This is a genomic window from Massilia sp. DWR3-1-1, from assembly GCF_049898325.1.
Lineage (GTDB): Bacteria > Pseudomonadota > Gammaproteobacteria > Burkholderiales > Burkholderiaceae_D > JAFCUW01.
On sequence record NZ_JAFCXL010000006.1, the window covers coordinates 16,694 to 43,484 of the forward strand.

Here is a 26,791-nt window from a genome sequence, read left to right on the forward strand (position 1 = left end):
GGGGTGCGCTGTAGCTTATTTGCCAATACAGAAGCGGCCGAAAATCACGCCCAGCAAGTCGTCCGATGAAAACGCCCCGGTGATGCTCGACAGCTGCGCCTGCGCCAGCCGCAGTTCCTCGGCGAACAGGTCGAGCAACTGGTCGGTCTGGGCCGCGTGCGCCGCCGCCATGGCCAGGTGCTCGCGCGCGGCGCGCAGGGCGATCAGGTGGCGTTCGCGCGCCAGGTACAGCGACTCGCCCGTCTGCTGCCAGCCGGCGATGCGCAGCAGTTCCTCGCGCAGCAGGTCGATGCCCGCATTCTGCTGGGCCGACAGGTAGACATTGACGGCGTCCGCCGCCACGTCGATGCCGGCCTGGTGACCGGACAGATCGATCTTGTTCCAGATGCGCAGCACGGGTACGCCGGCCGGGAAGGCGGCGACGATGGTGTCGTCGGCGGCGGTGGGGCCGTAGCTGGCATCGAGCAGGTGCACGATCACGTCGGCCTTGACCACCTCGCCCCAGGTGCGCTCGATGCCGATCCGTTCGACCTGGTCGACTTCTTCATCGAGCGCGCGGATGCCGGCGGTGTCGATGATGTGCAGGGGGATGCCTTCGATCTGGATGGTTTCGCGCACCTTGTCGCGGGTGGTGCCGGCGATCGGCGTGACGATGGCGATGTCGGCGCCGGCCAGCGCATTCAGGAGGGACGACTTGCCCACATTGGGCTGCCCGACCAGCACCACGTTCAAGCCTTCGCGCAGCAGCGCGCCCTGCGCCGCCTGTTTGAATACCTTGTCGAGCGCATCGACGATCAGCGCCAGTTGGCCGCGGGCGTCGGATTTTTCCAGGAAGTCGATTTCCTCTTCCGGAAAATCGAGCGTCGCCTCGACCAGCATGCGCAAATTGATGGTGCGCTCGACGAGCGCGTGGATGGTGCTCGAAAACGCCCCCGACAGCGACTGCGACGCCGACTTCGCCGCCGCCTCGGTGGAGGCGTCGATCAGATCGGCCACCGCCTCGGCCTGCGCCAGGTCGAGTTTGTCGTTGAGGTAGGCGCGGCGGGTGAATTCGCCCGGTTCGGCCAGCCGCAGGCCCGCCTCCGCGCCCGCCTGCAGCACCCGCGCCAGCAGCATTTGCAGCACCACCGGCCCGCCGTGGCCGTGCAGTTCGAGCACGTCTTCGCCCGTGTACGAATGGGGGCCCTTGAACAGCAGCGCCAGGCCCTGGTCGATGACGCTGCCATCGGCGGCCATGAAGTCGATATACGTGGCGTGGCGTGGTTTGAAGGCGACGCCGGGGAACAGCGCGGCGGCCAGCGCCGACAAATCCTTGCCGGAGGCGCGCACCACGCCGATGCCGCCGCGCCCGGCCGCGGTGGCGATGGCGGCGATAGGAGAAGAGTCTAGTTTCATGGGGGAGGATTTTACCCCCGTTCGCGCCAGGCCGGCCGACTCAAGGCGGGGGCGGCTCCTGCTGCGGTATCTGGCGCATCAGCTGGCGCGCCATCAGCGCCACCGCCAGCACGCCAATGGCCAGCACCGCCCACAAGATCAGGTTGCGGCTGCGCGCCCCGACTGCGGCCAGTTGCGCCTCGCTGGCCGAGGGCGCGGCGACGGTTTGCGCGCGCATCGGCCCCACCGTCGCCGACTCCAGCCTGGCCAGTTCCGCTTCCGTGAAAGCCGGTGCGATGCGCGCCACATTGACCGCCACGCCAGTGACGCCAGCGCGGCCGACGGCGAGCGTGTACGGCGCCGCGCCGTTGGCAAGGAACACGATACTGGCCGGTTCCCACGCGAGCAGCAAGGCCGGCGCCGGGATCAGCGCGCTGGCCGGACGCAGCACCCATTCGTCGAGGTGGGCATCGTCGAGGCCCAATTGCCCCGACGAGCGCACCTTGCCGTCCTGCGCCAGCCGGTAAAACGTCGCGCTCCACAAGGGTTCGAAATCGTGGCGCGGCTGCTCGCCTTTTTTCAGCACGGGCACCTCGACGTAACGCCCCAGCAGCGCTGGCGCGACCACGTTGCGTTCGCCGAACTGCAGGCTGACCGACTGCACCGGCAGGGCCTGCGCCGCCGGGTAGACGATGTCGTTGGCAAACCGCCCCGGCTTGCCAACGACGAGCAGGCTTTCGGTGGGGCGCGGGGCCGGCGCGGCCGCCCGGCGCTCAGCCTGAATGCGGGGAAATTGAGCGGGCGTGCCGTCGCGCCAGCTCAGGCGCGCGTAACGAAATTTGCCTGCCGTGTCGAGCTCAATACGGTCGTTTGCCAGCGTCCTGGCATCGGCATTTTGCAGCCAGCTGACCAGCCCATCGCCGGCCGCCGTCCAGTGATTGAGGTCCGTGCTCACTTCGACGGCGAGATGCGCCGTGTAGTTGGCGATGCCGGCCGGCTGCGTCAGGCGCAAGGCGTGGACGGCGGGCGCGGCGGCATCGTCGTCGCTCAGGTCAAGCACCAGCGCGCTCAGCACGGCGCCCGGGCGGGTGTCGGCGCCGCTGCGCGTTTTCACGGCAATCACCCTGCCGTCCTCGGAGGTACTCACCTGCAGCGACGTGGCAGCGGCAGCGCCGGGCTGTGCGTGCACGGGAAAAATCGTCGCCTCGGTGCTGCTGACCTGCTCCTCATGCCGGGCCGGCGGCGTGCGCACGGCGAAGCTGATCGGCTGGCCATTGCGATCAAACATACGCAAATCCGCAAGGCTGGCCGATCGCGAGGCCAGATAGACCTGCTGGGGAACGCGCAATTGCGCCAGCGCCTGCTTGCCCGACACCTGCAACTGCGTCACGTGCGCGTACAGGGCCGGATGGTCGGCCGGCGCCGCCGCCGCCGCTGGCGCGAGGCAGGCCAGGACGATGCCCAGGCCAGCGATTTTTACGGGATGGGTCATGCGCTTCTCCAGTTCAGGCAGGATTCATGGACGGCGCCGATTCGGGCGACGGCGGCGGCGGCGGCGACGCCGGCGGGAACGGCGCCAGGTAGCCGATCACCAGCATCAGCACGCCGACGCCGACAAACGACACGATGCGCGCGACGCTGCCGACACTGGCCAGATCGACGATGAACAGCTTGGCCACCACCACCGCCAGCAGCGCCGCGCCGCTCAGCCAGCGGCGCAGGCGCGCGGCACGCTCGGCGCCGGCGGCGGCGCGGCGCATGACGACCAGCGCCGTCAGGCTCCAGGTCAGCGACAGCATCGCCTGCACGGTCTGCGAGTGCGCCAGCGCGCCAACGGTGTAGTCGATCTGCAGCAGGTGGGCAGCGCTGCGCAGCAGGATCAGGTTGAGCCACAAATAAGCGGCCAGCTTGCCCGCGCGCGGCAGCCACGCCACCAGCATGACGGCGCTGTCGACACGCTGGCGGTAGCACGCAATGGCCAGCACGAAGGCAAACGCGGTGCCCAGGTCGAGCGGATTGAGCAGGGGCAGATAAGGCAGCGGCGCCATCGTGCCGTCGTGCGTCAGGTTCGCCTGCACGGCCAGGGCCACGGCCAGGACCACGCCGACCGGCAGCAGGCGATGCTTGTACCAGGCGCTGACGGGCCGGGTCGGCCAGCGCGCGGCGCCCGCCCGTCCCAGTAGCCAGTACAGCACCGCCATCATCAGCGACGCGCTGATGTAGCTGATCCAGTTGGGGTTGACGAACCAGCCTGCGCGGCCGAGCAGCGCGCTGCGCAGCGGGTCCTCGACGTACAGCCACTGTCCCAGCAGGCGATGGCCCAGCGGCCAGATCATCAGCCACGGACCGGCGCTGCGCACCACGTGCAACGCGTGCAGCCAGGGCAGCGCCACTGCCCAGCCATGGCGCTGCCAGTACCCCATCAGGTACTCGGCGGCCAGCCACAGGCAGGCAAATGCCAGCCAGGTGGGCGCGCCCGCCGTGCCCTTGCCGCTGAACGACAGTTGCAGCAACTGGGCCGTCGCCAGCGCCAGCACCAGCCATGCAGAAGTGCTCAGAAACCGCAGTGTCGGCCACCCCAGGCGGGTGGCGGCATGGGCGAAGGCCAGTGCCGACAAGGCTACCCCGATGGCCAGCATGCGCGCGACATCGGTGATGCCGTCGATGGCGTCGTCCTGCATCGCGGCCGCCAGCGTGGCGTGCTCAAGCGCCCAGCCCGCCAGCAGGAACAACACCACCTTGTACCACCAGTAAGCGGCCCAGCCCAGCAGCACGTTGGCCAGCAGTGCTGTGCCGCCGTCGCTGTCGGCCTGATCGAGCAGCCTGCTGCTCACCAGCGTGGAGAAAAACACCATCATGGCGCCGGGCAGCAGCGCCGCCACCCCGTCCTGCGGCGCGTCGATGGTGACGCCGAACATGGCCAGGCCGGCCAGTATCTGCGCCACCAGCGCGAGGGTGCGCGCCATCGGCCAAGTGGCAAACCGGGCAAAGAGCGCCAGCAGCACGGCCACGCCCAGCGCGCTGCCCACCAGCAAGGTCGCCAGCGCCACCGGCACCTGCGCAGCATGAAAGAACAACTGCCCCCAGGCGGCGCCCAGTAGCCACAACGCGGCCAACGCCAGCAAGGCGTTGGCGCCCACCGTATATGCGCCGGAGCGGCCGTCGCCACCGCGCTGGCGGAACGCCACCGCCATGGCGAGGGTGGCGCCGGCCAGCAGCAGGAAGCCCAGCCAGACGTTGTCGACGCCCGGTCCGCCCCGGTGCAGCCCCGTCATGGCGGCGACGAACGCCACCCAGGCGCCAGCCTGCACCAGCAAGCCAAAGCCCCAGGTGAGCGGGCGCCGTTGCCGCAAGCCGATCCAGACGATGCCGGCCCCTTCCAGCGCCCAGGCGCCCGACGTCCAGCGCTGATCGACGGCGAACGGCAACGCCAGCGTGGCGAACACCACGCCCAGCGCCAGGAACGATTCGACCAGCATCTTCCACTGCAGGCCGCGGCGGCGCCACAGCAGCGAGGCCAGTGCCGTATAAAACAGGCCCAGCGCCAGCGCCGACAGCGCCATGCCGTAGTGGCGATCGCGCACCAGCGCATATTGCAGGCCCACCGCCACCACCGGCGTGGCGAACACCAGCGTCGCATCGACGTAGTGCTTCAGATGGAGCGCCTGCTTCGACGCGTAAGCGATGGCGACGGCGACGTAGAACAGGAAAAACAGGAGCAGGAAGCCCTGCGCGGACGGGTAGTCGACGGCGCTGTATTTGAGTACGCCCCAGGCTGTTCCGATCAGGAAGGTGAAGCCGAAGCCGAGCAGGTTGAGCATGCGCCAGGCGCGTTTCAGGGCGATCGCCAGCACGCCGCCATTGAGTACGGCGTAGTATGAAAACAGCGCGATGTGACTGCCTTGCCCCGTCGAGACCATCAATGGCGCGGCGAAGCCGCCGCAGATGCCGAACACCGCCAGCCAGACGGCGTTCTGCAGCACTGCCAGGATGCAGGTGAACGCGGTGAGCGCAAACAGCAGCGCAAAAGCGAAGCCGGCCGCGATCAGCTGGTAGCGCTGGAAGGCGCCGAACACCACCAGCATCAGGATGGCCAGCGCGGCGCCCTGCACCGGCAAGGCGATTTCGCGCCGGGACAGGCGCACACGCCAGCCAAAGCCGAGCAGCGCAAGGTCGGCCAGCACCACCCCTGCCAAGCGTAGTTCGATGGGAATGAGGCCCTGTTCAGCGGCATATTTGAGCAGGAAGCTGACCCCGATAAAGAGGATCAGCAAGCCGAATTTGGCCACCAGGTTGCCCGTGAAAAGCCAGCGCCTCGCTGCCAGCAGCCAGGCGGGTGGCGGCGAGGGTGGCACGGGCTCGGCGGCAGTGGTGGCAAGGGCGGGCTCGGTGACGGCATCGACCGGTGCGGCAGCGTCGACCGCCGGCGCCGGCTCGGGCTCAGGCTTACGTTCGGGTTCCGGCTCAGGCTCGGGCGCCGGCTCAGGCACCGGCGCTGGCGGGACCACCGGCGGCTGCGCCGCATCGGCGGCGGGCGTCGCCAGCGATGCCACCTCGATCCGCCGCAGCCGCTCCACCAGCAGCGCCAATTGCGTGTGCATCTCGTCTTGACGATGCGTGATCGTGTCGATCGTATCCGGGTCATGGCCGCCGGTTCTCGTGCGCGAAAACAAGAACGCAACCAGCACCGGATAGCCCAGCAAAAACCCGATCCCAAGCGATATCAGCTCCATGCATCCCCCGTGGCAGGCCGGGGCTTGCCCCACATCAGATTTGCCACCGGCGCTTGCCAGTCTAGAGTTGACGGGAAGCAGTTCTTTGCGCAGGGTCAAAATTGACTGGAGTTATGATTATCGGGACGAAAAAAAAGGACCAGTCCGAAGACCAGTCCTTTGATATCGCCAGCGCCAGGTGGCTTACGCCGCCTTCGCCTCGGCGAACTTCTTGGTGATCACCCATTGCTGGCCGATCGACAGGATGTTGTTGACCACCCAGTACAGCACCAGGCCGGACGGGAAGACGAAGAACATGACCGAGAACGCCAGTGGCATGAACAACATCATCTTCGCCTGCATCGGATCGGCCGGGGCCGGATTGAGCTTGGTGGTGATGTACATCGAGATCGCATACAGCACCGGCAGGATGCAGTACGGGTCGTGTTGCGACAGATCCTGGATCCAGCCGATCCACGGCGCGCCGCGGAACTCGACCGACGCTTGCAGCACCCAGTACAGGGCGATGAACACCGGCATCTGCACCAGGATCGGCAGGCAGCCGCCCAGCGGATTGATTTTCTCCGTTTTGTACAGCTCCATCGTCGCCTGGTTCATCTTGGCGGGATCGCTTTTATACCGCTCGCGGATCGCCTGCATCTTCGGCGTCACCAGCTTGACCTTGGCCATGCTCTTGTAGCCGGCCGCCGACAGCGGGAAAAACAGCAACTTGATCAGGATCGTGAAGGCGATGATGGTCCAGCCCCAGTTACCGAGCACGTTGTGGATCTGGTTGATGACCCAGAAAATCGGCTTGGCGATGATCGTCAGGAAGCCATAGTCCTTGACCAGGTCGAGACCGGGCGAGACTTTTTCGAGCAGCGTTTCATCCTGCGGACCCGAATAGAGCTGGGCCGTGGTGCTGACGACGGCGCCCGGCGCCATCGTGCCCAGCGCGCTGAGGGTACCGATGGCGTAACGGTTGGTGTCGACCTTCTTGGTGTAGATCTCGCGCGCGGTGTTCGGCTGCGGCACGATAGCCGACACAAAAAAGTGCTGCGAAATGGCGATCCAGCCGTTGCTGGCCTTGGCCGAGTGCTCGGCCTTGCCGTTCTTTTCGATCTTGGCGAAGTCCAGCTTCTGGTACTTGTCTTCCGGCGTGTACAAGGTCGGGCCGGTGAAGCTGCTGTTGAAGAACGAGTCGCCTTCGGGCTTGTTACCGTCGTGCATGAGCTGCAGGTACAGCTGCGGCGCCACGGTGGCCGTGCCCACGTTGGCGACGTCGTGACGCAGGTCGATGACGTAGGAGCCCTTGTGGAAGGTGAAGGTCTTGGTCAGCTTGACGCCGCCCGCTGCCGATTCGAGCACCAGTTGCACGTCGCTGGCGCCATCGATGACGCGCACGCCCGGCTTGGCCGTGAAAATGGTGTTGTGGTTCGGCAGATCGGCCGCGCCCACCAGGCCGGTCTGGGCCAGGTAAGCGTGGTTGCTGCTTTCGTCGAACAACACTTCATTTTTGGTCTTGTCCACGCGTGGCTGACACCACTGGAACAGGCCAAAACAGCCGCCGAACCAGCCCGGGTGACCGGCCTGCTTGTACTTGAGCAGCTCGAGGCGACGCACGACGCCGCCGGCGGTGTCGATGTCGACCTTGAGCACGTCGGTGGTGATGGTGACGATCTCGCGCTGGGGCGCTGCAACGACGCCGGGCACTGCGCCGGCGCCCGCCGCTGGCGTGGGCACGCCAGCGGCGGTGGTGCCGGCTGCGGCAGGCGCCGTCGCCACCTTGGCCGGCGTGGTGCGCGGTCCGAAGAAGGACTGCCCGCCGTTCGCCACCGTCCAGTCGTTCCACAGAACGAACAGCGAGACGGCGAACACGATCCACATGATGGTACGTTTATTGATTTCCATTGAGGTTTCTGTCAGCAGTGAGAGTCAGGTGAATCGGAGATGAATTCAGTGGTGGCAAGCGCAGGCGCTTGAGGTCGTGTCGGCCTTAGGCGGCACCGGATCGAAGCCGCCCGCGTGCCACGGATGGCATTTGCCGAGCCGGCGTGCGGCCAGCCAGCTGCCGCGCGCGGCGCCATGGGTATGGATCGCCTCGATCGCGTAGTGCGAGCAGCTGGGATAAAAACGGCAGCGCTGCCCCAGCATCGGCGAGAGCAGCACCTGGTAGGCGCGCAGCAGCAGCACGAGCAGCTTGTTCATGGCGCCGGCTTTGCAGCCACGTCCACGTCGGCGGCCGCGTCAACGACCTGCTGCCCGGCCAGGCGGGCCAGGCGCGCCGAGTCCTTCGCCTGCTGCGCGAACAGGCGGGCGATTTCGGTGCGCACGGCCAGCTTGAGCGCGCCGTTGGTGGCCGGGCCGCTTTTCGCGTTGACCGGTTTTGCCAGCCGCACGATACAGTCGAGCGCCGGCAGCGCGCACTGGCGAAACAGCTCGCGGGTGACGCGCTTGATCGTGTTGCGGGTGACCGCGCGCGGCGCAAACCGTTTGGCCACGACGACGCCGAGCCGTGCGTGAGGCAGCTCGGTGGGGCGGGTGTAGAGAACGAAATGCGCCGTTTTTTGCGCCGGGCGCAAACGAAAAACGGATGAAAATTCATCCGTTTTAACGATACGCCGAACGCGCGCGAAGTCGTGTGAACCTTCGCCCGTCATGCCAGACTTATACAGCCAGGCGTTTGCGGCCCTTGGCGCGGCGCGCATTGAGGACATCGCGACCGCCACGGGTAGCCATGCGTGCACGGAAGCCGTGCGTGCGCTTGCGACGGACGACGGAAGGTTGGTAAGTACGTTTCATGGTGGTCTCGCTTAAAGCTAAATAAAGTGCAAAATCGGATCTGACGTCCCGTCAGTGTAGGGCGCAAATGACATTTCGCAGAGGTTTAAGCCAGCGTCACGCCACAGCTACTTCTTCTTCGCCCGCTGTCGCACCATCGGGCCAAATACAGTCAACTTCGACTGATTGACACAGAGTCCGGTCGGGGAACCCTGAATTAGACACCAAATCACTGTCCGCTGTCAACGCTGGCGTCACTTTTGCCCGCCGCCCCCTTGCCGCCACACCACACTGGCCCGCGCCCGCCGGCACCGCGGCAGCGGGAAATATCGTGACTTGCCGATCCAGGCGGCGTCAACAAATTCGACGTCCCCCTGTGGATAACTTCGGCCTTCACAGGTAGAATAGCGTGTTACGTGTGAGCTTTTCACACCCCTGTTACGACAAGACGATTCATGGAAAATTTTTGGCAGACCTGTTCCGCGCAGTTGGAACTGGAGCTGACCCCGCAGCAATTTAGTGCCTGGATCAAGCCCCTGGTCGCCCTCGATTTCGAGGACGGCCGGCTGCGCATTGCCGCGCCCAATCGCTTCAAGCTCGATTGGGTCAAGACGCAATTCGCCACCCGCATCACCGCGCTGGCGGCGCAATACTGGGAAGCGCCGATCGAGGTGCAGTTCGTGCTCGACCCGAAAAACGCCATGCCGAAAAAAGCGGCGACGCAGGTGGTCGCCCCCGCCCCCGACAGCATGGGCAACGACATGCGCACGGGCGCGCCGATCGGCCAGCAGCAGGGTCCCGGTCAGAGTTTTCCGCCCCAGGACAACATCGCCAATTCGCCGCGGCGCGAGCAGAGCCGCATCAACACCGACCTGACGTTCGACAGTTTCGTCACCGGTAAGGCCAACCAGCTCGCGCGCGCCGCCGCCATCCAGGTGGCCAATAATCCCGGCGTGTCGTACAACCCGCTGTTTTTCTACGGCGGCGTCGGCCTCGGTAAAACCCACCTGATCCACGCCATCGGCAACCAGGTGATGGCCGACCAGCCGGGCGCGCGCATCCGCTACATTCACGCCGAGCAGTACGTGCGCGACGTCGTCACCGCCTACCAGCGCAAGGGCTTCGACGACTTCAAGCATTACTACCATTCGCTCGACATGCTCTTGATCGATGATATTCAATTCTTTGGCGGCAAAAGCCGTACCCAGGAAGAGTTTTTCTACGCGTTCGAGGCGCTCATCGCCGCCAAAAAACAGATCATCATCACCAGCGACACCTATCCCAAGGAAATCACGGGGATGGACGATCGCCTGATCTCGCGGTTCGATTCCGGCCTGACGGTGGCAATCGAGCCGCCCGAGCTGGAAATGCGGGTGGCGATCCTGCTGAAAAAGGCCAATTCGGAAGGCGTGAATTTCTCCGACGATGTCGCCTTCTTCGTGGCCAAGCACTTGCGCTCGAACGTGCGCGAGCTCGAAGGGGCGCTGCGCAAGATCCTCGCCTATTCGCGCTTTCACGGCAAGGACATCACCATCGACGTCGTCAAGGAAGCCCTGAAGGATTTGCTGTCGGTGCAGAACCGCCAGATTTCGGTGGAAAACATCCAGAAGACGGTGGCCGATTTTTTCAATATCAAGGTGGCCGACATGTACTCGAAGCGGCGCCCGGCCAATATTGCCCGCCCGCGCCAGATCGCCATGTACCTGGCCAAGGAACTGACGCAAAAGAGCCTGCCCGAAATCGGCGAACTGTTTGGCGGGCGCGATCACACCACCGTGCTGCACGCGGTGCGCAAGATCGCGCTCGACCGCACCAAGAACGCCGAATGCAACCACGAACTGCACGTGCTCGAGCAAACCCTGAAGGGCTAGCCGCTTGGTGAGGGGGGAGGTCGCCCCCTCCTCCCAGGGCCGCCAAAACCGCTATCCAGCCAGCAATTTCTGGCAAAATAGCAGTGATACAAATTGCCCAAGATTTACAAATCAAGCAACACCCAGTAAACCCCGTTAATACGATCAACCTACCGAGGATTATTATGCAATTGGTCAAAACCACCCGAGATACGCTTCTCCGGCCACTGCAGATCGTGAGCGGTATTGTCGAGCGTCGGCACACCATGCCGATTCTGGCCAATATCCTCATCCGCAAGGACGGCGAGAACGTCTCTTTCCTGTCGACCGACACCGAAGTGCAAATCACCACGCACGCCCAGATCGGTTCCGGCGCGGATGTGACGGGCACCACCGTCGCTGCCCGCAAGCTGCTCGACATCCTGCGCGCCCTGCCCGAGTCCGGCGACGTCACCATGACCTTGCTGAACAAGCGCCTGACGGTGCAGACCGGCAAGTCGCGCTTCGCCCTGCAAACTCTGGCCGCCGAAGAGTTCCCGACCGTCAACGTCGCCGACACCTTCAACGCCAGCGTGACCCTGCCACAAAAAACCCTCAAGCACCTGTTCCAGATGGTCCATTTTTCCATGGCCCAACAGGACATCCGCTACTACCTGAACGGCCTGCTGCTGGTGCTCGATGGCAAAAACGTCATCGCCGTGGCCACCGACGGCCACCGCCTGGCCTTCTGCCAGGTGGAGACGGAAGAAGAATTTACGCGCCAGGAAGTGATCATTCCCCGTAAAACCATCATCGAACTGCAGCGCCTGCTGGAAGAAAGCGACGAGACCGTCCAGCTCGACATCGCCGCCAGCCAGGTCAAGCTGACCTTTGCCGACATCGAACTGGTGTCGAAACTGGTCGAGGGTAAATTTCCCGATTACACGCGGGTGATCCCCAAGGGTTACAAGAACGATTTCACGATCGGTCGCGATGAACTGCTGCGCTCGCTCCAACGCGCCGCCATCATGACGAGCGACAAGTTCAAGGGCGTGCGCTGCATCATCACCCCGGGCAGCATGAAAATCAGCTCGACCAATGCGGACCAGGAAGAAGCGGTCGAAGAACTCGAGATCGACTACGGCGGCGAAGCGGTCGACATCGGTTTCAACGTGACTTACCTGCTCGACGTGTTGAACAACCTGAAATGCGACCAGATCAACATCGCCCTGGGCGATTCGAACTCGTCGGCCCTGATTTCGATTCCGGACAATCCGGATTTCAAATACGTCGTCATGCCCATGCGCATTTAAACGCACGGGGCAGGGGCGCCCGTCCGGCCCCTGCCCTGCGCGCTGTAACGTTTTAGTCTTTAGTACCGTCTCCAGAGAAAGCAGTCCATGTCCGAAAACACCGCACCAGTTCCCAATTCCGACGAATACGGCGCAGCACAGATTCAAATCCTGGAAGGGTTGGAAGCGGTGCGCAAGCGGCCGGGCATGTATATCGGCGATACCTCCGACGGCACCGGCCTGCACCACCTGGTCTTCGAGGTGCTCGACAATTCGATCGATGAATCGCTGGCCGGCCATTGCACCGAGATTCACGTCACCATCCACTCCGACAATTCGATCTCGGTCACCGACAACGGCCGCGGCGTGCCGACCGGCCTGAAAATGGACGACAAGCACGAGCCAAAACGCTCGGCGGCGGAAATCGTCATGACCGAATTGCACGCTGGCGGCAAGTTCGACCAGAACTCGTACAAGGTGTCGGGCGGCCTGCACGGCGTCGGCGTTTCCTGCGTCAACGCGCTGTCGAAACTTTTAAAATTGACCATCCGCCGCGACGGCAAAGTCCACCAGATGGATTTTGTGCGCGGCGTGCCGCAGGACCGCGACGTCGAGATGCGCAACGGGATCGCCGTCTCGCCCATCCGCGTGGTGGGCGAAACGGACAAACGGGGCACCGACGTCCATTTCTGGGCCGACGAAACGATTTTTAATCACGTCGAATTTCACTACGAAATCCTGGCCAAGCGTATCCGCGAACTGTCGTTCCTGAACAATGGCGTGAGCATCAAGCTGTCCGACCAGCGCACGGGCAAGGAAGAATTGTTCGCCTTCGAGGGCGGCACGCGCGGCTTCGTCGAGTACATCAACAAAACCAAGACCGTGCTGCACCCGACCGTGTTCCAGGCCACGGGCGACCGCATGTCGGACCAGAACACCAACATCAGCGTGGACGTGTCGATGCAGTGGAACGACGCCTACAACGAACAGGTGCTGTGCTTCACCAACAACATCCCCCAGCGCGACGGCGGCTCGCACCTGACCGGTTTGCGCGCGGCGATGACGCGGGTGATCAACAAATACATCGACGAACACGATTTCGCCAAGAAGGCCAAGGTTGAAATCAGCGGCGACGACATGCGCGAAGGCCTGACCTGCGTGCTCTCCGTGAAGGTACCGGAGCCAAAATTTTCCTCGCAGACCAAGGACAAACTGGTGTCCTCGGAAGTGCGCGGCCCCGTCGAGGAAATTGTCGCCAAGACCTTGTCGGACTACCTGGCGGAAAAGCCGAACGACGCGAAAATCATCTGCGGCAAGATCGTCGAAGCCGCCCGCGCCCGCGAAGCGGCCCGCAAGGCCCGCGATTTGACGCGCCGCAAGGGCGTCATGGACGGCATGGGCCTGTCCTCGAAGCTGGCCGACTGCCAGGAACGCGACCCCGCCCTGTGCGAACTGTACGTGGTCGAGGGTGATTCCGCAGGCGGCTCGGCCAAGCAAGGGCGCGACCGCAAGTTCCAGGCCATCTTGCCCCTGCGCGGCAAGGTGCTGAACGTCGAGAAGGCGCGCTTCGAGAAAATGCTGTCGTCCGAGCAGATCACCACCCTGATCGCCACGCTGGGCACCTCGATCGGCCCCGACGAGTTCAACATCGACAAGCTGCGTTATCACCGCATCATCATCATGACCGACGCCGACGTCGACGGCGCCCACATCCGCACCCTGCTGCTGACGTTGCTGTATCGCCAGATGCCGCAACTGGTCGAACGGGGCCACGTCTACATTGCCCAGCCGCCCCTGTACAAGGTCAAGGCGGGCCGCGACGAGCGTTATCTGAAAGATGACGTCGAAGAAGCGAGCTACATGATGACGGTGGCGCTGAACACCGCCTCGCTCACCCCCCGTGACGGCGCCGAGCCCATCAAGGGCGACGCGCTGGCCGAACTGGTACGCCAGTTCAACCTGTCGAACGCCATCATGATGCGCCTGACGCGCGTGATCGACCGCGCCGCGCTGACCGCCATCATGACGGGCGTCACGCTCGACATGACGACGCTGGAAGGCGCGACCGCCTCGGCCGCCTCGATGCAGGAGGTCATCGCCGACCGTGCCGTCACCGTCACCGTGCGCTCCGACGACCTGACGGAAAAGCACAGCCTGCGCATCGAGCGTATGCACCACGGCAACATCAAAGTGACCTCGATCGATGCCGACTTCACCGACAGCGCCGACTACAACGTGCTCGCCGCCGCCGCTGCCACCTTCAAGGGCCTGATCGGCGAAGGGGCGTTCATTCGCCGCGGCGAAGGGGACCGGGTGAAGGAATCGGCCGTCACCGACTTCCACCACGCCATGAACTGGCTGCGCGACGAAGCCGAGCGCACGGTCACCAAGCAGCGCTACAAAGGGCTGGGCGAGATGAATCCGGAACAGTTGTGGGAAACCACGATGGACCCGAAAGTGCGCCGCCTGTTAAAAGTGCAGATCGAGGACGCGATTGCGGCGGACCAGATTTTCACCACCCTGATGGGCGACGATGTGGAGCCACGGCGGGCGTTTATCGAGTCGAATGCACTGCGCGCAGGAAATATCGACGTTTAAACTTCTGTTGTTGGACAACCAACGTTAGAATCGAAGGCCCGTGGCATTCCATGGGCCTTTCCACATCAGGGCTTCGATGGCTGCCACCTTGTTCGCATTGGGTTTTGTCGTGAATCTTGCCGCCCCCTGCGCGGGTTTGCGCGCGCGGTGGTCCGTGTGACGACGGCGTTGACGCTGCAGGCCGCACCGCGGCGCTTGAGCACGGCGGTGGTGCTGTCGCTGGTGGCGCACGCCTTGCTGCTGTGCATGGCGTTGGGCGGCCAAAGCTTCGGCCTGCCCGGCTTGAATTTTCCGTGGAAACAAGCGCGCCTGGATGCCAGTGATTTACGGATCACGCTGGCGCCCGCGCCGGTGCCCGCGGCGGCGCCGCCGCTGCCGGCTGCGCCCGTCACGCCGGCGCTCCCTGCGCCGCCCCTGCCCGCCGCCCCTGCCCCATCGCAGCGCGGCGACATGAGCGCGGTGGTGATGCCACCGGCACCCCCACCGCCGCTGCCGCCGTCCCCCTCACCTGCCGTCATGGCGACCGCGATGCGGCCCGATGTGAACCTGCCGCTGGCGCCGAATGCGCCGCCCGTGCGCGCCGCCCCGAACATCGTTGCGCGCGAGGGCAGCGACGCCGCCAGCGAAGCGGCCGAAGCGGAGAGCCGGCAGCGCGAACAGGCGGCCCGGGAGCGCGCGCTGGACGAGCAAGGGCGCGAGCGCGACAGGCTCAGTGCGGAAAAGCTGCAACAGGCCGAAGCGAAGGCGCAAGCGCAACGGGCGGCGGCGCGCCAGGATGCGGCCATCGCCGAGCAAGCGGCCCTGCGCGAGGCAGCCCGCCTGGACGGGGAGCGCCAGGCGCTGGCGCGGCAGGAAAGCCAGCGCCGCGAGGCACAGCAGCAAGAACAGGAGCAAGTGCGAGAGCAAGTGCGAGGGCGAGAGCGCGCCAGGGCAGACGAGAAAGCGCGCCAGGAACAGCAGCGCGCCGAGGCGACGCGGCAGGACCTCGCACGACAGGAAGTGGTACGACAGGAGCAGGCAAGGCAAGCCCAGCTTGAAGCAGCGGCACGCCAGGCGCAGCAGGCACAGCAGGCACAACAGGACGCCGCGCGGCAAGACGCCATCAAGAAAGAGGCCGCGCGCCAGGAAAGTGTGAAACAGGAAGCGGCGCGGCAAGCCGCTCTGCAGCAGGAGGGGGCACGCCAGGAGGCCGCGCGCGAAGCACAGCGGCAACAGGCGGCCCAACAGGCAGCGCAGCAGGCGGCCCAGCAGGCGGCCCAGCAAGACGCGGCACGGCAAGCGGCGGCCCAGCAAGACGCTGCAAAGCAGGCTGCGGCCCAGCAAGAGCGGACCCGCCTGGACCAGGTCCAGCGCCAGCGCGCCGAGCAGGAAGCGCAGCGCGAGGAGCGCCTGCGCGCCATCGGCAAGCAACTCAACGCGGAAGCGGCCCAGCGCGACGCCGCCGCCAACCAGCCGTCGCGCTCGCTACTGCCAGGCATCAGCAGCCTGCGCCGCGGCTATCTGCTGGGGCGGTCCGATCCCAATGCCGAGCTGGTGCAATACGCGCAAAACATGGGCAAGAAGATCGAAACGAATATGACCTTCGACACGGTGCGCGAGATTGTGAAGCAGCCGCACGTGCAACCGGTCGTCACGGTGGCGATCCGCGCCGATGGTTCCGTGGAGAAGGTGACGTTCGTCGTGTCCAGCGGCGTGGCGGCGATTGATGAGGCGGTGCGTAAAGTTGTCGCCAGCCAAGCACCTTATGGTGCCTTCCCGCCCGCATTGGCACGCCAGTATGACGTCGTAGAGATTCGCCGCACGTGGATCTTCGACATGGCGATCCGCCTTCAATGAGGCGCCATTACATCGCTTGCGCGTCAGCGCATTACCCTATTTCGACTTCGTCGGCACGCCACGTTTTGATGTCCCGGCGAGTAGCGTACGTAGCGAGCGCGGCCCTTCTTCCCGGTAGAGAACGTCACTGATACGCCAACCGTCCGCCTGACGCGCCACCGTGTAGGTAATCAATGTTGCTTTGTCGGTCACAGGATCTTTGAACGTCACGTCCACGGTGTTCGGGGATGTAAGGGCGATGCGCAAATCGACGACTCGCGGATCCTGGGAATTGAATAAAAGATCGAAATCCAGAGTGCAAATCGCCTGCGTACGCTGCTGGCAGGCGCTTTCTTCCACGATCATCTTTGCCAGCCTTTTGTCGAAAAATTGCGACAGCGTCGAAACCGGCTGATGGGCGAGACCTTCACCGAACACATCAGAATCACTCGAGAGCGCCTCCCAGGCAAAGTTGCGATACATCGATGCGACGGGTACGAGCCTGTCGCGCGGCGCCGCCGCACAGACTTGCCCGACGGCGGCCGTGGCCAGGACCAGGGTGGCTGCGCACATCCGTTTAGCGACGATAAACAACATAGACTGCCTCCTCTCGTTCATAACCAGGACCAGGCCAAAACCCGCGTTGGATAACATCAGAGATTCATCCACCTCGTACAGGGCACCTGATATCCGATAAATTCGTATGTCAAAGACAGGCAAGTACCGCGATTCATTGGCATTCAATATCGATCTTGCGTGGCAACGCATTCGATACCGTGACGCTGCACTGCTCGATCCTGTCATCGAGCCGCCTGTGCAAACTGAGGTCGCCCAACTCGCCGTACGCGCACTTTATCCAGATCCCACCCGGGTTCGGCGGACGAAGATCATAGGTATTCGTCCGCGCGGTGTTGCTGCGGGTCGTCGTATAAAAGGCCAACTCGGCGTCCTGTTCCGGCGGGCCGCCCGTTGGCGCGGCGAACGAAAGCCTGAACGGCCCATTCACGTGAGGGATCCATCCGTCAAAAGCAATGCCCGCTCGTAGGGCGCTCTCCGGCAGCTCGGCCGGGCAGACGATGTGCTGCACGGATGGCCGTGCAGCGGGCGCCCCGCCACACGTTGCCAGGGCGACGAGAAACAGTGACTGACAAAGTTTGCGCATGATTATTCGATCACCGAGAATGCGTCCGCGTTATCACTTGGGCGCACAAAACTGCCATCCTTGTTCTTGCCGCGCCTGGGGATGAAACGCGACGATATTACTGTTTTTTCGGCAGCATTCCACTGGTCCATGATGCGCATGCCGTCTGACGTTTGGCCCAAGTAAAACGCAGCATGGTTCCCCTTTGATTTTCCCGGCCATTTGCCTTTTTGGAAGGTTGCAATCGCGGTACCCAGGTGCAGCGAACGGTCGCCCATCACTTGCGTCCCTTCACGCCAATTCACCGCCGCCGGCGCACCCGAAAACTCGCGCACCAAGGCGACACATTCACCATCGCCCACTTTTGGCTGCTTTGCGAGGCTCATTGCGTCCTTGTACACGTACGGCATCGCGTTCTCCCTGAAATTGCCCGAACGGGCGACTCCCAAGTTTCAACGCTTCAGGTGACTCAACTTTTGCTGTAACGCAATTGAACGCTTCGGACCAGGCAACGCTGCCGCGCAGAGCGCAGGCGCCGAACGCGTAGGATTTGCTGTTTCTCCGGCGGAGCTGCCTTCCCGCCCCTACCACGGCCACATCCCGTGTTTACGTTTTCTCAAAAAAATTGCCTCTTTACATAACTTTACAAGCCAAAGCCTTCAGGAAAGGGCCGTTTTCCCGTTAAATAGCTATCTCTATGAAAGGCACCCCATGAGCTCGACAATCAGCGGCACCAGCACTTCCACCCTCGCAACGGCCTTGTTTGACAAGCTCGACACGAAAAAAAAGGGGTATATCGAGCAGGCTGACCTGCAAACCGCTTCCGGCACGGCCAGCGATGACACCAAGACCGCCGAGGTATTCAAGGCGCTCGACAAGGACAGCGATGGCAAGGTCACCAAGAGCGAATTGTCGGTGGCGCTGGAAAAAGTGGGCGACGAATTGAATGCGCAGAGAGATCAGTCGCGCGTGACGGCCGGCACGGCCGCTACCGCCGATACCACTGGCGCAGCGGGCGGCCCGCCGCCCGCCGGTGGCCCAGGTGGGCCGCCGCCAAGTGGTGGCGGCGATAGCGACACCAGCAGTGACAGCGGCTCGACGACCACCAGCACCAGCACCGCCAGCACCGCCAGCAAAGCCAGTACCGCCAGCACCAGCAGCAGCAGCACCGAATCGACGGTGAAGTACGTTGCCGCGGCCGATACGGACAATGACGGCACGGTCACTGACACCGAACAAGCCGCCTACAAAAAGGCGCAGGCAGCGGCGGAACTGAAGTCGGCGGAAACGAAAGCGGCGGAATTGAAGGCGCAGACGCAGGTGGAAGAGTACAAGGCCATCAGCACCACCGGTGGTGTCGCGGAAACATCGACCACCCAGGCAATCGACGAGTCTGCCTGATCGGCGATGCCGCGCCGATGAAAAAAAACCCGCAACACGCGGGTTTTTTTATGGGCGCAAGCACTGTGCTCAAGCCGGTACTTGCGGCGCCTGCTCCGCGTCGGCATCGATCGCCGCGACAATCTCGGCCACCTTGGCGATGGCCGCTTCATTGCCCTGCTCGGCCGCCTGCACATACAAGGTCAGCGCCTGCTCGAAATTCTGCTCGACGCCCACCCCATAAAAATACATCGACGCCAGGTTGCACTGGGCGACGGGGTTGCCTTGCACGGCAGCCAGTTGGAACAACTGGGCAGCCTTTTCAACGTTTCGTTCAACGCCCTGGCCGTTGTCGTACATCACGCCCAGATTGGTCTGCGCCGAGGCATTGCCACTCGAGGCGGCGCGGCCCAGCCACAGCATGGCTTGTTCGTTGTCTTGCGGGACGCCGCGACCAAGGTCGTACATCACCCCCAGGTTGTACTGGGCCATGGGATTGCCCTGGTCGGCGGCCAGCTGGTACCAGCGGACCGCCTGGCGCAGGTCGGGGGTGACACCGGCGGCGCGTTCATACAGCACACCCAGGTTGTACTGCGCGGTGGCATTGCCCTGCTCGGCCAGCGCCTTGCAGATTTCCAGTGCGCGAGCGCCATTGCCCGCCTCGACGGCGGCAGCGGCTTCGTTCAGCGCTTGATCTTCTGGTGAAAGTTGTTCGTTTGCTGCTTGCATCGATAAAGCTCCTGGTCGGATTCTGCGGCGCGGGCGCGGCCCTGGCGTCCTTGCCAAGCTGGGTATGGCGTCAAAGCATCAAAATTATCACATACCAGCCAGGGAAGGCGGAATATCTCTTGTAGCGCCTGAAACCTTACGGACGCCCTTCCCTGCGGCATGCCTGTTCGATTCACGGGCAGCTGCCGTAGGCATAGTAGCCGCTCGAGGTGCGCCGCACGTCGGTGTACGCGGCGACCGAGTAAAAGCCCAGGTACTGGTTTGAGTTGACGGCATAGACCTGGCCGTCGCTGCCAATGTAAGCGCGGCCAAAATAGACGTGCCAGTAATTGCTGTCATACCAGTGGTTGCAGGTGAACGGGGCGGCGCTGTTGCCGCTGGTGATGCGGTCGATCATGGTCTTGATGGCCACCATCTGGCCGCCGCTCTTGGCGGGGAAATTGACGTCGTCGTAGCCCCACCAGTCCCAGCAGCCGTTCGGGTTGGCCAGCGTCGTCGTTGCCTGCGGATACAGGACGACGATTTTATTCGTGTCGGCCCAGCGGTTGTAGCCGGCGTGTTGATAGAAGGCGGTGCCGACGGTGGCGACGTTCTGCTTGCAACCGTGAAGCGCCACGTGCAGCTTGCAGGCCTGGCCCGCCGTGCAGGCGGCCGGCACGTAGGCGTAGCCGGTGCTGGCCATGCCGTGCGTGGTGGGATTGAAATTGCCCCAGAACGCAGACTGGTCAAAATTGATGAAGGTGCCGCCCAGCGTGCCCACGTTCTTGGCCACCAGCGCGCCGTACAGCCACGTGAGGATGGCGCCGGCCGTGTCGAAGTTGCAGTTGTTGATGTAAGGCGTGTCTTTCACGCTGCAGGCGTTGCCGAAATAATCGGTGGGCATGGCGTGCTCGGCGGCGACGTTGTTTTTATAGCTGATGTTGGCAGCGGGAATATAGTTGCCATACATGGTTTTCAGGTCGTTCATCACCGCCTGCCTGACGGTCGAGTCGAGCGTGCCGGAGAACAGGTACACCCTGGACGAGGCCAGGTTGCTGGTCGAATCGATGTAGCCATTACTGGACCAGATACTGATCACCGACGCCAGGTAGGGCAGATTGCGCGAGCCCGTGTCGGCCATGCAGGGGCCGGTGGCGACGAGCAGATTGCCTTGCGAGCAGTAGACGGGGCCGCCGGCCACGATGCCCGCCCCCTTCCGGATGGTTTTGGAATACGCCACGTGCATCTGCGCGGCCATGTAGGCGCCCGACGACAGGCCGGAGACGGAAACCTCGTTGACGCTGACGTTGTACTTGGGGAGGACGACGGCGCCGAAGGCGTGGGAGGCGAGCAAACAGGCGAAGAGGGCCGACATGGCCGGGGCGAGGCGAGCTTCCATGCTGTCTCCTTATATTTTTTATGGATGCCTGCTTAGGATGGACAATGCGGGTGCTGATGCGCGCTAGCGCTCAAACCAGAATATGCGGCGCCGGACGATTGTCAAGCAAGGCGGAGTGTCAGACGCCGCCGGAGGGCAGCGCCGTCGGTGTGGCGAACAAGCGGCGGCGGGGCCGGGCCAGCTACATGCGTTCGACGATCTGCAGCGCCGCCCGCTCGCTCATGACCAGCACCAGCTTCAGGCGCGCCCGCGTCATGCCGACGAACAGTTTTCTGAAAACCAGCTCGTCGATGGTGGCGAAATCGAGTTCCGTGAAAATGACGGCCGGCGCCGACTGGCCCTTGAAGCGGTACACCGATTCGGCCAGCAGGCCGCCGTCGCGGAACACGGGGTGGCCGAAAATGTCGTAGGCGCCCGTGAACGATTTGAGGGTGTGGGCGTCGCCCAGCGTTTCCAGTTGGAGAATGGCTGATTTTTCGCGGCCGCGAAACGAGGCGATGGCGATGTCCTGGCGCGCAAACCCCGCCGCCAGGCACAAGGTGATGGCGTGCTTGGTCTGCGCCAGCAGGCTGGCCGTGTCCGTGTAGACCAGGTAGTCGATGTCGGCGCCATCGAAGGGGCTGGCCGCTTCCACCGGCGCGCGGCTGGCCGTGTCAGGGGCGAGCGCGGCCAGCATCTCGACGATCTGGCGCGGGCTGCGGTAGTTGGCGTTGGCATGCAGGATGACCCAGCCGGGCAAGGGCACCGCCGCACGGTCGTACAGGTTCTGGGTGGGGTCTTCCAGCCAGATGGCGCGGCCGGGCGCCTTGAGCATGCGCAGCAGGATGTCGCGCCAGGCGATGGAGAAATCCTGGCCCTCGTCGACGATCAGGACGTCGAATTGCCAGGTTTCCGGCAGATCGGCGTCGGCCAGCGCCGTTTCCATGTCGCGAAACACCTCGGGCGAGCCGTAATTGGGCGTTTCGCCGCGCGCGCGCAGGAAGGCGTCGCCCAGCATGTGGAAGGTGGCAACGCGCCCGCCGGCCGGCACCAGGCGCTCGATGTGGTCGGCCAGCGGACGATTGAAACACACGTACAGGGGACGCAGGCCGGCGTCGATGGCGGCGCCGTATTCGGCCAGCGCCAGCTGGGTCTTGCCGCTGCCGGCGGTGCCGATCACGCGCAGGCGGTAGGGAGAAAAATCGAGCCGGCGCGCCCACGTGCACAGCCCGCCCGACAGGCGGGTGACCATGCGGGTGGCGCAGCCGATCATGGCGCTGGGATCAGGGTGCAGGCTCAGGGTGTCGCCCAGGAAGCGGGCGACCTTTTCGAAGTGCTCGACCGATTCGGCGGGGTCCGTCAGCGGCAATAGTTCGCGCACCATGTCGGCCAGCTGCGCCTTGTTGCTGGCGTCGATGATGTGGCGGGGGTCGATGCCGGCCAGCAGCGGGTCGCGCACGAGGTAGTCGGGGCAGTACAGCAGGTAGTCGATCGACAGGGTCGCGTCGCCGAAGCGGCGGCACATGGCATCGATGGTGCGCACGATGTGCGCTTCGATATTGCGCGGCTTGCCCCGGTAATTCTTGACCAGGCCGTCCGGCGTTTCGGTCAGGAAGCCGGCCTTCTGCTCGATCAGCAGCAGCCGCCCGCTGGGGGCGAGGATAATGAAATCAACTTCGCCATAGGCCGAGAAGCCGTGTTCGGCATTGGTCCAGTGGACACCGTGGTAGATGCTGTAGGGTGTATCGGCCAGGCTCGCATCGAGGGCGGCCAGGGTTTCGATCTCGCGCGCGGCCGCACCGGTCACGGACATTTCGCGCCAGCCGGCGGGGTGGATGTGCGCCATAAAAGCGTGGCCAGGCCTTGCGGCGGCGACAGTGGAAAAGCTTATTTTATGCGCTGTCGGGGGGCGCACGGCCGGCGCCACGGACTTTTTTGCGGGCAGAAGGGGCAGGACTGGCCGGGGCGGCCACCAATGCCCGCCTCAGCGGCCCGGACTGGCGTCGATGGCCCTTGCCTGCTGCCGCAACCGGGCGCGCAAGCGCCGGTTGTCCAGCGCCAGGGTAAGGATGAAGACGATGCCCAGAACATGCACGGCGTCAGCGCCAAGGTAATGCCAGAACGTCCACGCGAGGAGGGAACATGCCATCCCGGCGATCAATAGTGCCAGCTGATCTTTCATCGTGCGACGGGCAGTGCGACCGTTTTTGCAGCGCTGCCTTTGTACAGCCGCGGATCGCGCTGAAGCTGGCCAAGCAGCCAAGGCGGGTTGAATTTATGCAGTCTTGCGACAAACATCACGTCCGCCAATGAGGTACCTCCAGCAAGAGAGCGAGCTGTCGCGACGGCGAGACTACCGATGACCGCACCCACATAGTAGGTGGCGGAACAGGCACCGACGACAGCCAGTGCTTCCATCCTGGTTCCCGCACCGATGACATCCAGAACGGTCACGCGGGTGCCCAATTTTTCAACAAGCCCCAACACCGACGCCGTCGTACCCAGCGCCATTTGCAGGGTCCCAAACAGCGCTTCAGGCGCCGCCAGATTTAGTCCATTCATGTTTTCTTTGAAGTACTTGTAAAAATCTGACATGGCACTCTCCTTCTTGGTCAATGGATTACTCTACGGAAATCCCCTCATTAAATATTGACCTTCCACAGCCCATATTGAATCCTTCCGGACCGCAATTTACTGCCCCACGGCAACCGCGCGGACGATGCGCGCCGGCACTTGTAGAATCACTGTCAACGCCCCCACGAAAGTTTGCATGCGCACTAGCGACTGGTTCCTGTTGATCGGCTGCCTGATGCTGGCGCGCGGCCTGGCCGCCACCACCATCGCGCGACTGCCCGTCACCTCGGCCATGGTGTACCTGCTGGTGGGCGTCGTGCTGGGGCCGATGGTGATGAATGTGTTTCGCTTCGATCCCGTCAATAACACCAGGGTGCTGGAAACCCTGACCGAGATTGCCGTCCTCATTTCGCTGTTTTCCGCCGGCGTCAAGATGCCGGTGCCGTTCATTTTTACGCGCTGGTCGCCGTCGATCCGGCTGGCATGGCTGTCGATGTCGATCACGGTGGGCGTCGTCACGGTGTTTTCCTATTACGTGCTGGGCTTGCCGCTGGGCGCCGGCGTGCTGCTGGGGGCGATCCTGGCGCCCACCGACCCGGTGCTGGCCACCGACGTGCAGGTGCGCCACGCGGGCGACTACGACACCCTGCGCTTCACGCTGACGTCGGAAGCGGGCATGAACGACGGCTCCGGCTTTCCGTTCGTGATGCTGGGCCTGGCATTGCTGGGCGCGGGCGACGTCGAACTCGGCGCCTGGGGCTGGAAGTGGGCGTTGGTGGACGTGGTGTGGGCGACCGCCGCCGCCATCGTCATCGGCCTGGCCGGCGGCACCGCGCTGGGGCGGCTGGGCTGGGCGCTGCGCAACCAGGAACCGAAGCACGAGGTGCTCGACGACCTGGTGGGGCTGGGCCTGATCGCCGTGGTCTATGCGGTCAGCGAACTGGCCCATGCCTGGGGTTTTCTGGCGGTGTTTTTTGCCGGCCTTGCGCTGCGCCATACGGAACTGGTGCTGGCGGGCGCCCACAAGAACCGCCAGGGCTTGCTGGTGCCGGACGACCCGAAAGCCGATCCCGCCAACGACGAGGTGCCCGACCGCGCCACCACGCCGCTGGCCGTGAGCGCCGAAGCGCTGGTGTTCAAGGAACACCTGGAACGCCTGTCGGAACTGACCCTGGTGCTGCTGCTGGGCGGCATGCTGACCCTGTCGAGCTGGAACTGGCGCACCTGGGGCACGGCGCTGTTCCTGTTCGTGATCGCGCGTCCCTTTAGCGTACTGCTGGGGCTGGCTGGAACGGGCTTGTCGATGCGCATCAAGCTGATCATCAGCTGGTTCGGCGTGCGCGGCATCGGCTCGCTGTATTACCTGATGTACGCGCTCAACCACGGCCTGCCGACGACGCTGGCGCGCGATCTGATCCAGATCACGGTGGTGGTGGTGGGGCTGTCGATCATCGTGCACGGCGTCAGCGTGAAACCCTTGATGGACAAGTTCGGCAAGAAGCGGGCGCCGGTCGGCACGGAACGGCCCGAATGAGGGTGAGTGCGCCTGAATGAGTCCGAATGAGTCCGCCAAACGCGCCTGCGCCGCAGCGGGCCGGCAAGGCCTTATACTGGGGCCTGATATCGAATTTCACAGGACCATCATGACGCGCCGCGCCCTCCTTTTCCCCGTTCTCGTCTGCTCGCTGCTCACCGGCTGCATCCAGGGCTCGGCCAGCTACATGGCCGAGGACTCGGCCAACGCCATTTCCCTGCGCGCCGAACAGGAATATTTTTGGAACGACGCGGTGGCCCTCACGGTGGTGGTGGCCAATTTGCCCGAGTGCCAGCGCCAGTTTCCCATGACCACCGTGGGCACGGGCAGCGTCGAGGTAGAGCTCTACAGCGCCGGCGAGTCGGTCTATTCGATGCGGGTCGGCGCCCAGGTCATGCGGGTGGAATTGCAGACCTGCACGCGGCTGACCGAACCGACGCCGCAGGAACTGGGCCAGCGGCTGGGCACTTTCCGGCTCGACGCCGACAAGAAACTGGTGTTCGAAAAGGCACCCGAGGCCGCAGTGCCGGCCGCGGCCGATGCAGCGGCCGGCACCGCGACGCCCGCATCGCCAGCACCTTAAGCACGCGGGCGCCTCATTCGTCGCCCCCGCGGCGGCGCAACTGGACCGCCGCGCTCGGCTTGCCCACCGCGTCCAGCGCCCGCTCGAGCAGGCTCGGCTCGGCGCCGCGCTGCAGCGTCCATTGGGTAAAATATTCGTGCACGGTGCGCCACGGCGGGAAGGTGGGCGGCATGCTGCGCCACGGCACCCCGGTATCGAGAAAATACAGAATGGCGCAGAACACATCGTACAGATCGTGCTTGCGCGGCCGGGTTTTACGGCGCGCCGCTTCCAGCAGCGTGCGGATGCGTTCGAAATCGTCGCGCGAAATATCGCTCGGGTAGCTGGGCCTGGCCATCGTCACCCCCAAACAGGGTTGGAGGGCTGGAAGCGGAACAGGTTCCCCGCTCGCCAAACAAAAGTGCGCGCCTGCTGGCCGCCAGGGCCAGCGCGATCAGTCCTTGGCCAGCGCCAGGAACTCGGTGCGCAGTCCCAGGTTGCGCTGCAAGGCGCCCAGCATGGCCGAGGTGATGGTTTCCTCGCCCGGGGTGCGGATGCCGCGGCTTTCCATGCACAGGTGGCGGCACTTGATGACCACACCGACCGCTTTCGGCTCGAGTACCTCCATCAAGGCATTGGCGATCTGGATCGTCATGCGCTCCTGTACCTGCAGGCGCTTGGAGAAGCAGTCGACCAGGCGGGTCAGCTTGGACAGGCCGACAATCTTGCCTTTTGGCAGATAACCGATCGTGGCCTTGCCGAAGAACGGCGCCAGGTGGTGCTCGCAATGGCTGTAGACAGGGATGTTGCGCACGACAATCAACTCGTTGTATTCCTCGGCGCCATCCTCGAACGCTTTCAACAGCGTCACCGGGTCCTGGCCGTAGCCGGACGTCCAGTGTTTCCACGCCTTGGCCACGCGCGCCGGCGTTTCGACCAGGCCAGGACGGTCCGGATTTTCACCCAGGCTCAGTAACAGGCGGCGCCAGTCGTGTTCGGAAAAATCATCATGGTCGGACATCGGAATACCTTCAAAAATTCGATTTGCCTACAGTATATAGAAATTTCACACTTCCCTTGGCCGCCCCCCTCGGCCGTCTGGTCGTGGCCGCG

General features: G+C 64.1%; 23 protein-coding genes and 1 pseudogene. 7 read left to right on the top strand and 17 right to left on the bottom strand.

All coding sequences use genetic code 11. The features are described 5' to 3' along the window. Positions 1 to 15 precede the first annotated feature (15 nt). The 7 genes from mnmE to rpmH all read right to left on the bottom strand — a co-directional run bounded on the left by mnmE (position 16) and on the right by rpmH (position 8,888). Entirely contained in the window at positions 16 to 1,395 is a 1,380-nt protein-coding gene (gene mnmE / locus ACP7EY_RS07800; RefSeq protein ID WP_426192145.1) for a tRNA uridine-5-carboxymethylaminomethyl(34) synthesis GTPase MnmE, read from the bottom strand. A gap of 40 nt (positions 1,396 to 1,435) precedes the next feature. Continuing rightward, positions 1,436 to 2,866, bottom strand: coding sequence for a DUF3999 family protein (locus tag ACP7EY_RS07805; protein ID WP_426192146.1), 1,431 nt, complete (start codon positions 2,864 to 2,866; stop codon positions 1,436 to 1,438). Positions 2,867 to 2,879: 13 nt separating this feature from the next. Next, the gene (locus ACP7EY_RS07810; RefSeq protein WP_426192148.1) at positions 2,880 to 5,975 is read right to left on the bottom strand and encodes a DUF2339 domain-containing protein; all 3,096 of its coding nucleotides are present in this window, start codon (positions 5,973 to 5,975) and stop codon (positions 2,880 to 2,882) included. Positions 5,976 to 6,290: 315 nt separating this feature from the next. After that, on the bottom strand, positions 6,291 to 7,997 hold the full coding sequence (yidC, locus tag ACP7EY_RS07815) for a membrane protein insertase YidC (protein WP_426192150.1): 1,707 nt from the start codon (positions 7,995 to 7,997) through the stop codon (positions 6,291 to 6,293). Between the two features lie 45 nt (positions 7,998 to 8,042). Continuing rightward, positions 8,043 to 8,294: a membrane protein insertion efficiency factor YidD gene (gene yidD, locus ACP7EY_RS07820; RefSeq protein ID WP_426192152.1), complete on the bottom strand. Its 252-nt coding sequence runs from the start codon at positions 8,292 to 8,294 to the stop codon at positions 8,043 to 8,045. Then, positions 8,291 to 8,746 (bottom strand): ribonuclease P protein component, encoded by a 456-nt coding sequence (gene rnpA, locus ACP7EY_RS07825; protein ID WP_426192153.1) that lies wholly within the window; start codon positions 8,744 to 8,746, stop codon positions 8,291 to 8,293. The genes yidD and rnpA overlap by 4 nt, the downstream gene beginning before the upstream one ends. Positions 8,747 to 8,753: 7 nt before the next feature. Next, entirely contained in the window at positions 8,754 to 8,888 is a 135-nt protein-coding gene (rpmH, locus tag ACP7EY_RS07830; RefSeq protein ID WP_010401996.1) for a 50S ribosomal protein L34, read from the bottom strand. 434 nt (positions 8,889 to 9,322) lie between these two features. Between rpmH and dnaA the strand changes: the two genes are divergently transcribed. The 4 genes from dnaA to ACP7EY_RS07850 all read left to right on the top strand — a co-directional run bounded on the left by dnaA (position 9,323) and on the right by ACP7EY_RS07850 (position 16,422). Beyond that, a complete protein-coding gene (dnaA, locus tag ACP7EY_RS07835; protein ID WP_426192155.1) occupies positions 9,323 to 10,738 on the top strand; it encodes a chromosomal replication initiator protein DnaA in 1,416 nt (471 codons plus the stop codon). Between the two features lie 164 nt (positions 10,739 to 10,902). Further along, complete coding sequence (dnaN, locus tag ACP7EY_RS07840) at positions 10,903 to 12,009, top strand: DNA polymerase III subunit beta (protein WP_426192157.1); 1,107 nt, start codon at positions 10,903 to 10,905, stop codon at positions 12,007 to 12,009. Positions 12,010 to 12,096: 87 nt separating this feature from the next. Further along, the gene (gene gyrB, locus ACP7EY_RS07845; protein ID WP_426192159.1) at positions 12,097 to 14,586 is read left to right on the top strand and encodes a DNA topoisomerase (ATP-hydrolyzing) subunit B; all 2,490 of its coding nucleotides are present in this window, start codon (positions 12,097 to 12,099) and stop codon (positions 14,584 to 14,586) included. 156 nt (positions 14,587 to 14,742) lie between these two features. Next, complete coding sequence (locus ACP7EY_RS07850; RefSeq protein ID WP_426192161.1) at positions 14,743 to 16,422, top strand: TonB C-terminal domain-containing protein; 1,680 nt, start codon at positions 14,743 to 14,745, stop codon at positions 16,420 to 16,422. A gap of 36 nt (positions 16,423 to 16,458) precedes the next feature. On the opposite strand, the gene ACP7EY_RS07855 is transcribed toward ACP7EY_RS07850, so the two are convergent. The 3 genes from ACP7EY_RS07855 to ACP7EY_RS07865 form a co-directional block, all read right to left on the bottom strand. After that, the gene (locus tag ACP7EY_RS07855; protein ID WP_426192162.1) at positions 16,459 to 16,998 is read right to left on the bottom strand and encodes a hypothetical protein; all 540 of its coding nucleotides are present in this window, start codon (positions 16,996 to 16,998) and stop codon (positions 16,459 to 16,461) included. Between the two features lie 133 nt (positions 16,999 to 17,131). Continuing rightward, positions 17,132 to 17,563, bottom strand: a complete 432-nt coding sequence (locus tag ACP7EY_RS07860; RefSeq protein ID WP_426192164.1) for an STY0301 family protein — start codon at positions 17,561 to 17,563, stop codon at positions 17,132 to 17,134. Between the two features lie 2 nt (positions 17,564 to 17,565). Further along, on the bottom strand, positions 17,566 to 17,928 hold the full coding sequence (locus ACP7EY_RS07865) for a BPSL0067 family protein (RefSeq protein ID WP_426192166.1): 363 nt from the start codon (positions 17,926 to 17,928) through the stop codon (positions 17,566 to 17,568). A gap of 325 nt (positions 17,929 to 18,253) precedes the next feature. Between ACP7EY_RS07865 and ACP7EY_RS07870 the strand changes: the two genes are divergently transcribed. Further along, positions 18,254 to 18,943, top strand: coding sequence for an EF-hand domain-containing protein (locus tag ACP7EY_RS07870; protein ID WP_426192168.1), 690 nt, complete (start codon positions 18,254 to 18,256; stop codon positions 18,941 to 18,943). A 69-nt stretch (positions 18,944 to 19,012) separates the two neighbouring features. Here ACP7EY_RS07870 and ACP7EY_RS07875 read toward each other — a convergent pair whose 3' ends face one another. The 5 genes from ACP7EY_RS07875 to ACP7EY_RS07895 all read right to left on the bottom strand — a co-directional run bounded on the left by ACP7EY_RS07875 (position 19,013) and on the right by ACP7EY_RS07895 (position 23,603). After that, a complete protein-coding gene (locus tag ACP7EY_RS07875) occupies positions 19,013 to 19,651 on the bottom strand; it encodes a tetratricopeptide repeat protein (RefSeq protein ID WP_426192170.1) in 639 nt (212 codons plus the stop codon). Positions 19,652 to 19,823: 172 nt separating this feature from the next. Continuing rightward, positions 19,824 to 21,029 carry an extracellular catalytic domain type 2 short-chain-length polyhydroxyalkanoate depolymerase gene (locus ACP7EY_RS07880; RefSeq protein WP_426192172.1) on the bottom strand — a complete coding sequence of 402 codons (1,206 nt, stop codon included), beginning with the start codon at positions 21,027 to 21,029 and terminating at the stop codon, positions 19,824 to 19,826. Positions 21,030 to 21,210: 181 nt separating this feature from the next. Continuing rightward, positions 21,211 to 22,854, bottom strand: coding sequence for an ATP-binding domain-containing protein (locus ACP7EY_RS07885; RefSeq protein ID WP_426192174.1), 1,644 nt, complete (start codon positions 22,852 to 22,854; stop codon positions 21,211 to 21,213). A gap of 138 nt (positions 22,855 to 22,992) precedes the next feature. Then, positions 22,993 to 23,190 (bottom strand): hypothetical protein, encoded by a 198-nt coding sequence (locus ACP7EY_RS07890; RefSeq protein ID WP_426192176.1) that lies wholly within the window; start codon positions 23,188 to 23,190, stop codon positions 22,993 to 22,995. Next, the gene (locus tag ACP7EY_RS07895) at positions 23,187 to 23,603 is read right to left on the bottom strand and encodes a hypothetical protein (RefSeq protein WP_426192178.1); all 417 of its coding nucleotides are present in this window, start codon (positions 23,601 to 23,603) and stop codon (positions 23,187 to 23,189) included. The genes ACP7EY_RS07890 and ACP7EY_RS07895 overlap by 4 nt, the downstream gene beginning before the upstream one ends. 175 nt (positions 23,604 to 23,778) lie before the next feature. On the opposite strand from ACP7EY_RS07895, the gene ACP7EY_RS07900 reads away from it, so the two are divergent. Next, a complete protein-coding gene (locus ACP7EY_RS07900; protein WP_426192180.1) occupies positions 23,779 to 25,116 on the top strand; it encodes a cation:proton antiporter in 1,338 nt (445 codons plus the stop codon). Positions 25,117 to 25,225: 109 nt separating this feature from the next. Beyond that, positions 25,226 to 25,699, top strand: a complete 474-nt coding sequence (locus ACP7EY_RS07905) for a hypothetical protein (protein WP_426192182.1) — start codon at positions 25,226 to 25,228, stop codon at positions 25,697 to 25,699. Between the two features lie 61 nt (positions 25,700 to 25,760). On the opposite strand, the pseudogene ACP7EY_RS07910 reads toward ACP7EY_RS07905, so the two are convergent. Both ACP7EY_RS07910 and folE read right to left on the bottom strand, forming a co-directional pair. After that, positions 25,761 to 26,036: pseudogene (locus ACP7EY_RS07910) on the bottom strand (transposase); the annotation flags it as partial. Positions 26,037 to 26,132: 96 nt separating this feature from the next. Further along, on the bottom strand, positions 26,133 to 26,699 hold the full coding sequence (gene folE, locus ACP7EY_RS07915) for a GTP cyclohydrolase I FolE (RefSeq protein ID WP_426192184.1): 567 nt from the start codon (positions 26,697 to 26,699) through the stop codon (positions 26,133 to 26,135). Positions 26,700 to 26,791 lie beyond the last annotated feature (92 nt).

What these genes read in the sequence shown, in the direction of transcription:
- mnmE (WP_426192145.1), bottom strand. Translation starts at nt 1,395, where the DNA reads ATGAAACTAGACTCTTCTCCTATCGCCGCCATCGCCACCGCGGCCGGG.
- ACP7EY_RS07805 (WP_426192146.1), bottom strand. Translation starts at nt 2,866, where the DNA reads ATGACCCATCCCGTAAAAATCGCTGGCCTGGGCATCGTCCTGGCCTGC.
- ACP7EY_RS07810 (WP_426192148.1), bottom strand. Translation starts at nt 5,975, where the DNA reads ATGCACACGCAATTGGCGCTGCTGGTGGAGCGGCTGCGGCGGATCGAG.
- yidC (WP_426192150.1), bottom strand. Translation starts at nt 7,997, where the DNA reads ATGGAAATCAATAAACGTACCATCATGTGGATCGTGTTCGCCGTCTCG.
- yidD (WP_426192152.1), bottom strand. Translation starts at nt 8,294, where the DNA reads ATGAACAAGCTGCTCGTGCTGCTGCTGCGCGCCTACCAGGTGCTGCTC.
- rnpA (WP_426192153.1), bottom strand. Translation starts at nt 8,746, where the DNA reads ATGACGGGCGAAGGTTCACACGACTTCGCGCGCGTTCGGCGTATCGTT.
- rpmH (WP_010401996.1), bottom strand. Translation starts at nt 8,888, where the DNA reads ATGAAACGTACTTACCAACCTTCCGTCGTCCGTCGCAAGCGCACGCAC.
- dnaA (WP_426192155.1), top strand. Translation starts at nt 9,323, where the DNA reads ATGGAAAATTTTTGGCAGACCTGTTCCGCGCAGTTGGAACTGGAGCTG.
- dnaN (WP_426192157.1), top strand. Translation starts at nt 10,903, where the DNA reads ATGCAATTGGTCAAAACCACCCGAGATACGCTTCTCCGGCCACTGCAG.
- gyrB (WP_426192159.1), top strand. Translation starts at nt 12,097, where the DNA reads ATGTCCGAAAACACCGCACCAGTTCCCAATTCCGACGAATACGGCGCA.
- ACP7EY_RS07855 (WP_426192162.1), bottom strand. Translation starts at nt 16,998, where the DNA reads ATGTTGTTTATCGTCGCTAAACGGATGTGCGCAGCCACCCTGGTCCTG.
- ACP7EY_RS07860 (WP_426192164.1), bottom strand. Translation starts at nt 17,563, where the DNA reads ATGCGCAAACTTTGTCAGTCACTGTTTCTCGTCGCCCTGGCAACGTGT.
- ACP7EY_RS07865 (WP_426192166.1), bottom strand. Translation starts at nt 17,928, where the DNA reads ATGAGCCTCGCAAAGCAGCCAAAAGTGGGCGATGGTGAATGTGTCGCC.
- ACP7EY_RS07870 (WP_426192168.1), top strand. Translation starts at nt 18,254, where the DNA reads ATGAGCTCGACAATCAGCGGCACCAGCACTTCCACCCTCGCAACGGCC.
- ACP7EY_RS07875 (WP_426192170.1), bottom strand. Translation starts at nt 19,651, where the DNA reads ATGCAAGCAGCAAACGAACAACTTTCACCAGAAGATCAAGCGCTGAAC.
- ACP7EY_RS07880 (WP_426192172.1), bottom strand. Translation starts at nt 21,029, where the DNA reads ATGGAAGCTCGCCTCGCCCCGGCCATGTCGGCCCTCTTCGCCTGTTTG.
- ACP7EY_RS07885 (WP_426192174.1), bottom strand. Translation starts at nt 22,854, where the DNA reads ATGGCGCACATCCACCCCGCCGGCTGGCGCGAAATGTCCGTGACCGGT.
- ACP7EY_RS07890 (WP_426192176.1), bottom strand. Translation starts at nt 23,190, where the DNA reads ATGAAAGATCAGCTGGCACTATTGATCGCCGGGATGGCATGTTCCCTC.
- ACP7EY_RS07895 (WP_426192178.1), bottom strand. Translation starts at nt 23,603, where the DNA reads ATGTCAGATTTTTACAAGTACTTCAAAGAAAACATGAATGGACTAAAT.
- ACP7EY_RS07900 (WP_426192180.1), top strand. Translation starts at nt 23,779, where the DNA reads ATGCGCACTAGCGACTGGTTCCTGTTGATCGGCTGCCTGATGCTGGCG.
- ACP7EY_RS07905 (WP_426192182.1), top strand. Translation starts at nt 25,226, where the DNA reads ATGACGCGCCGCGCCCTCCTTTTCCCCGTTCTCGTCTGCTCGCTGCTC.
- folE (WP_426192184.1), bottom strand. Translation starts at nt 26,699, where the DNA reads ATGTCCGACCATGATGATTTTTCCGAACACGACTGGCGCCGCCTGTTA.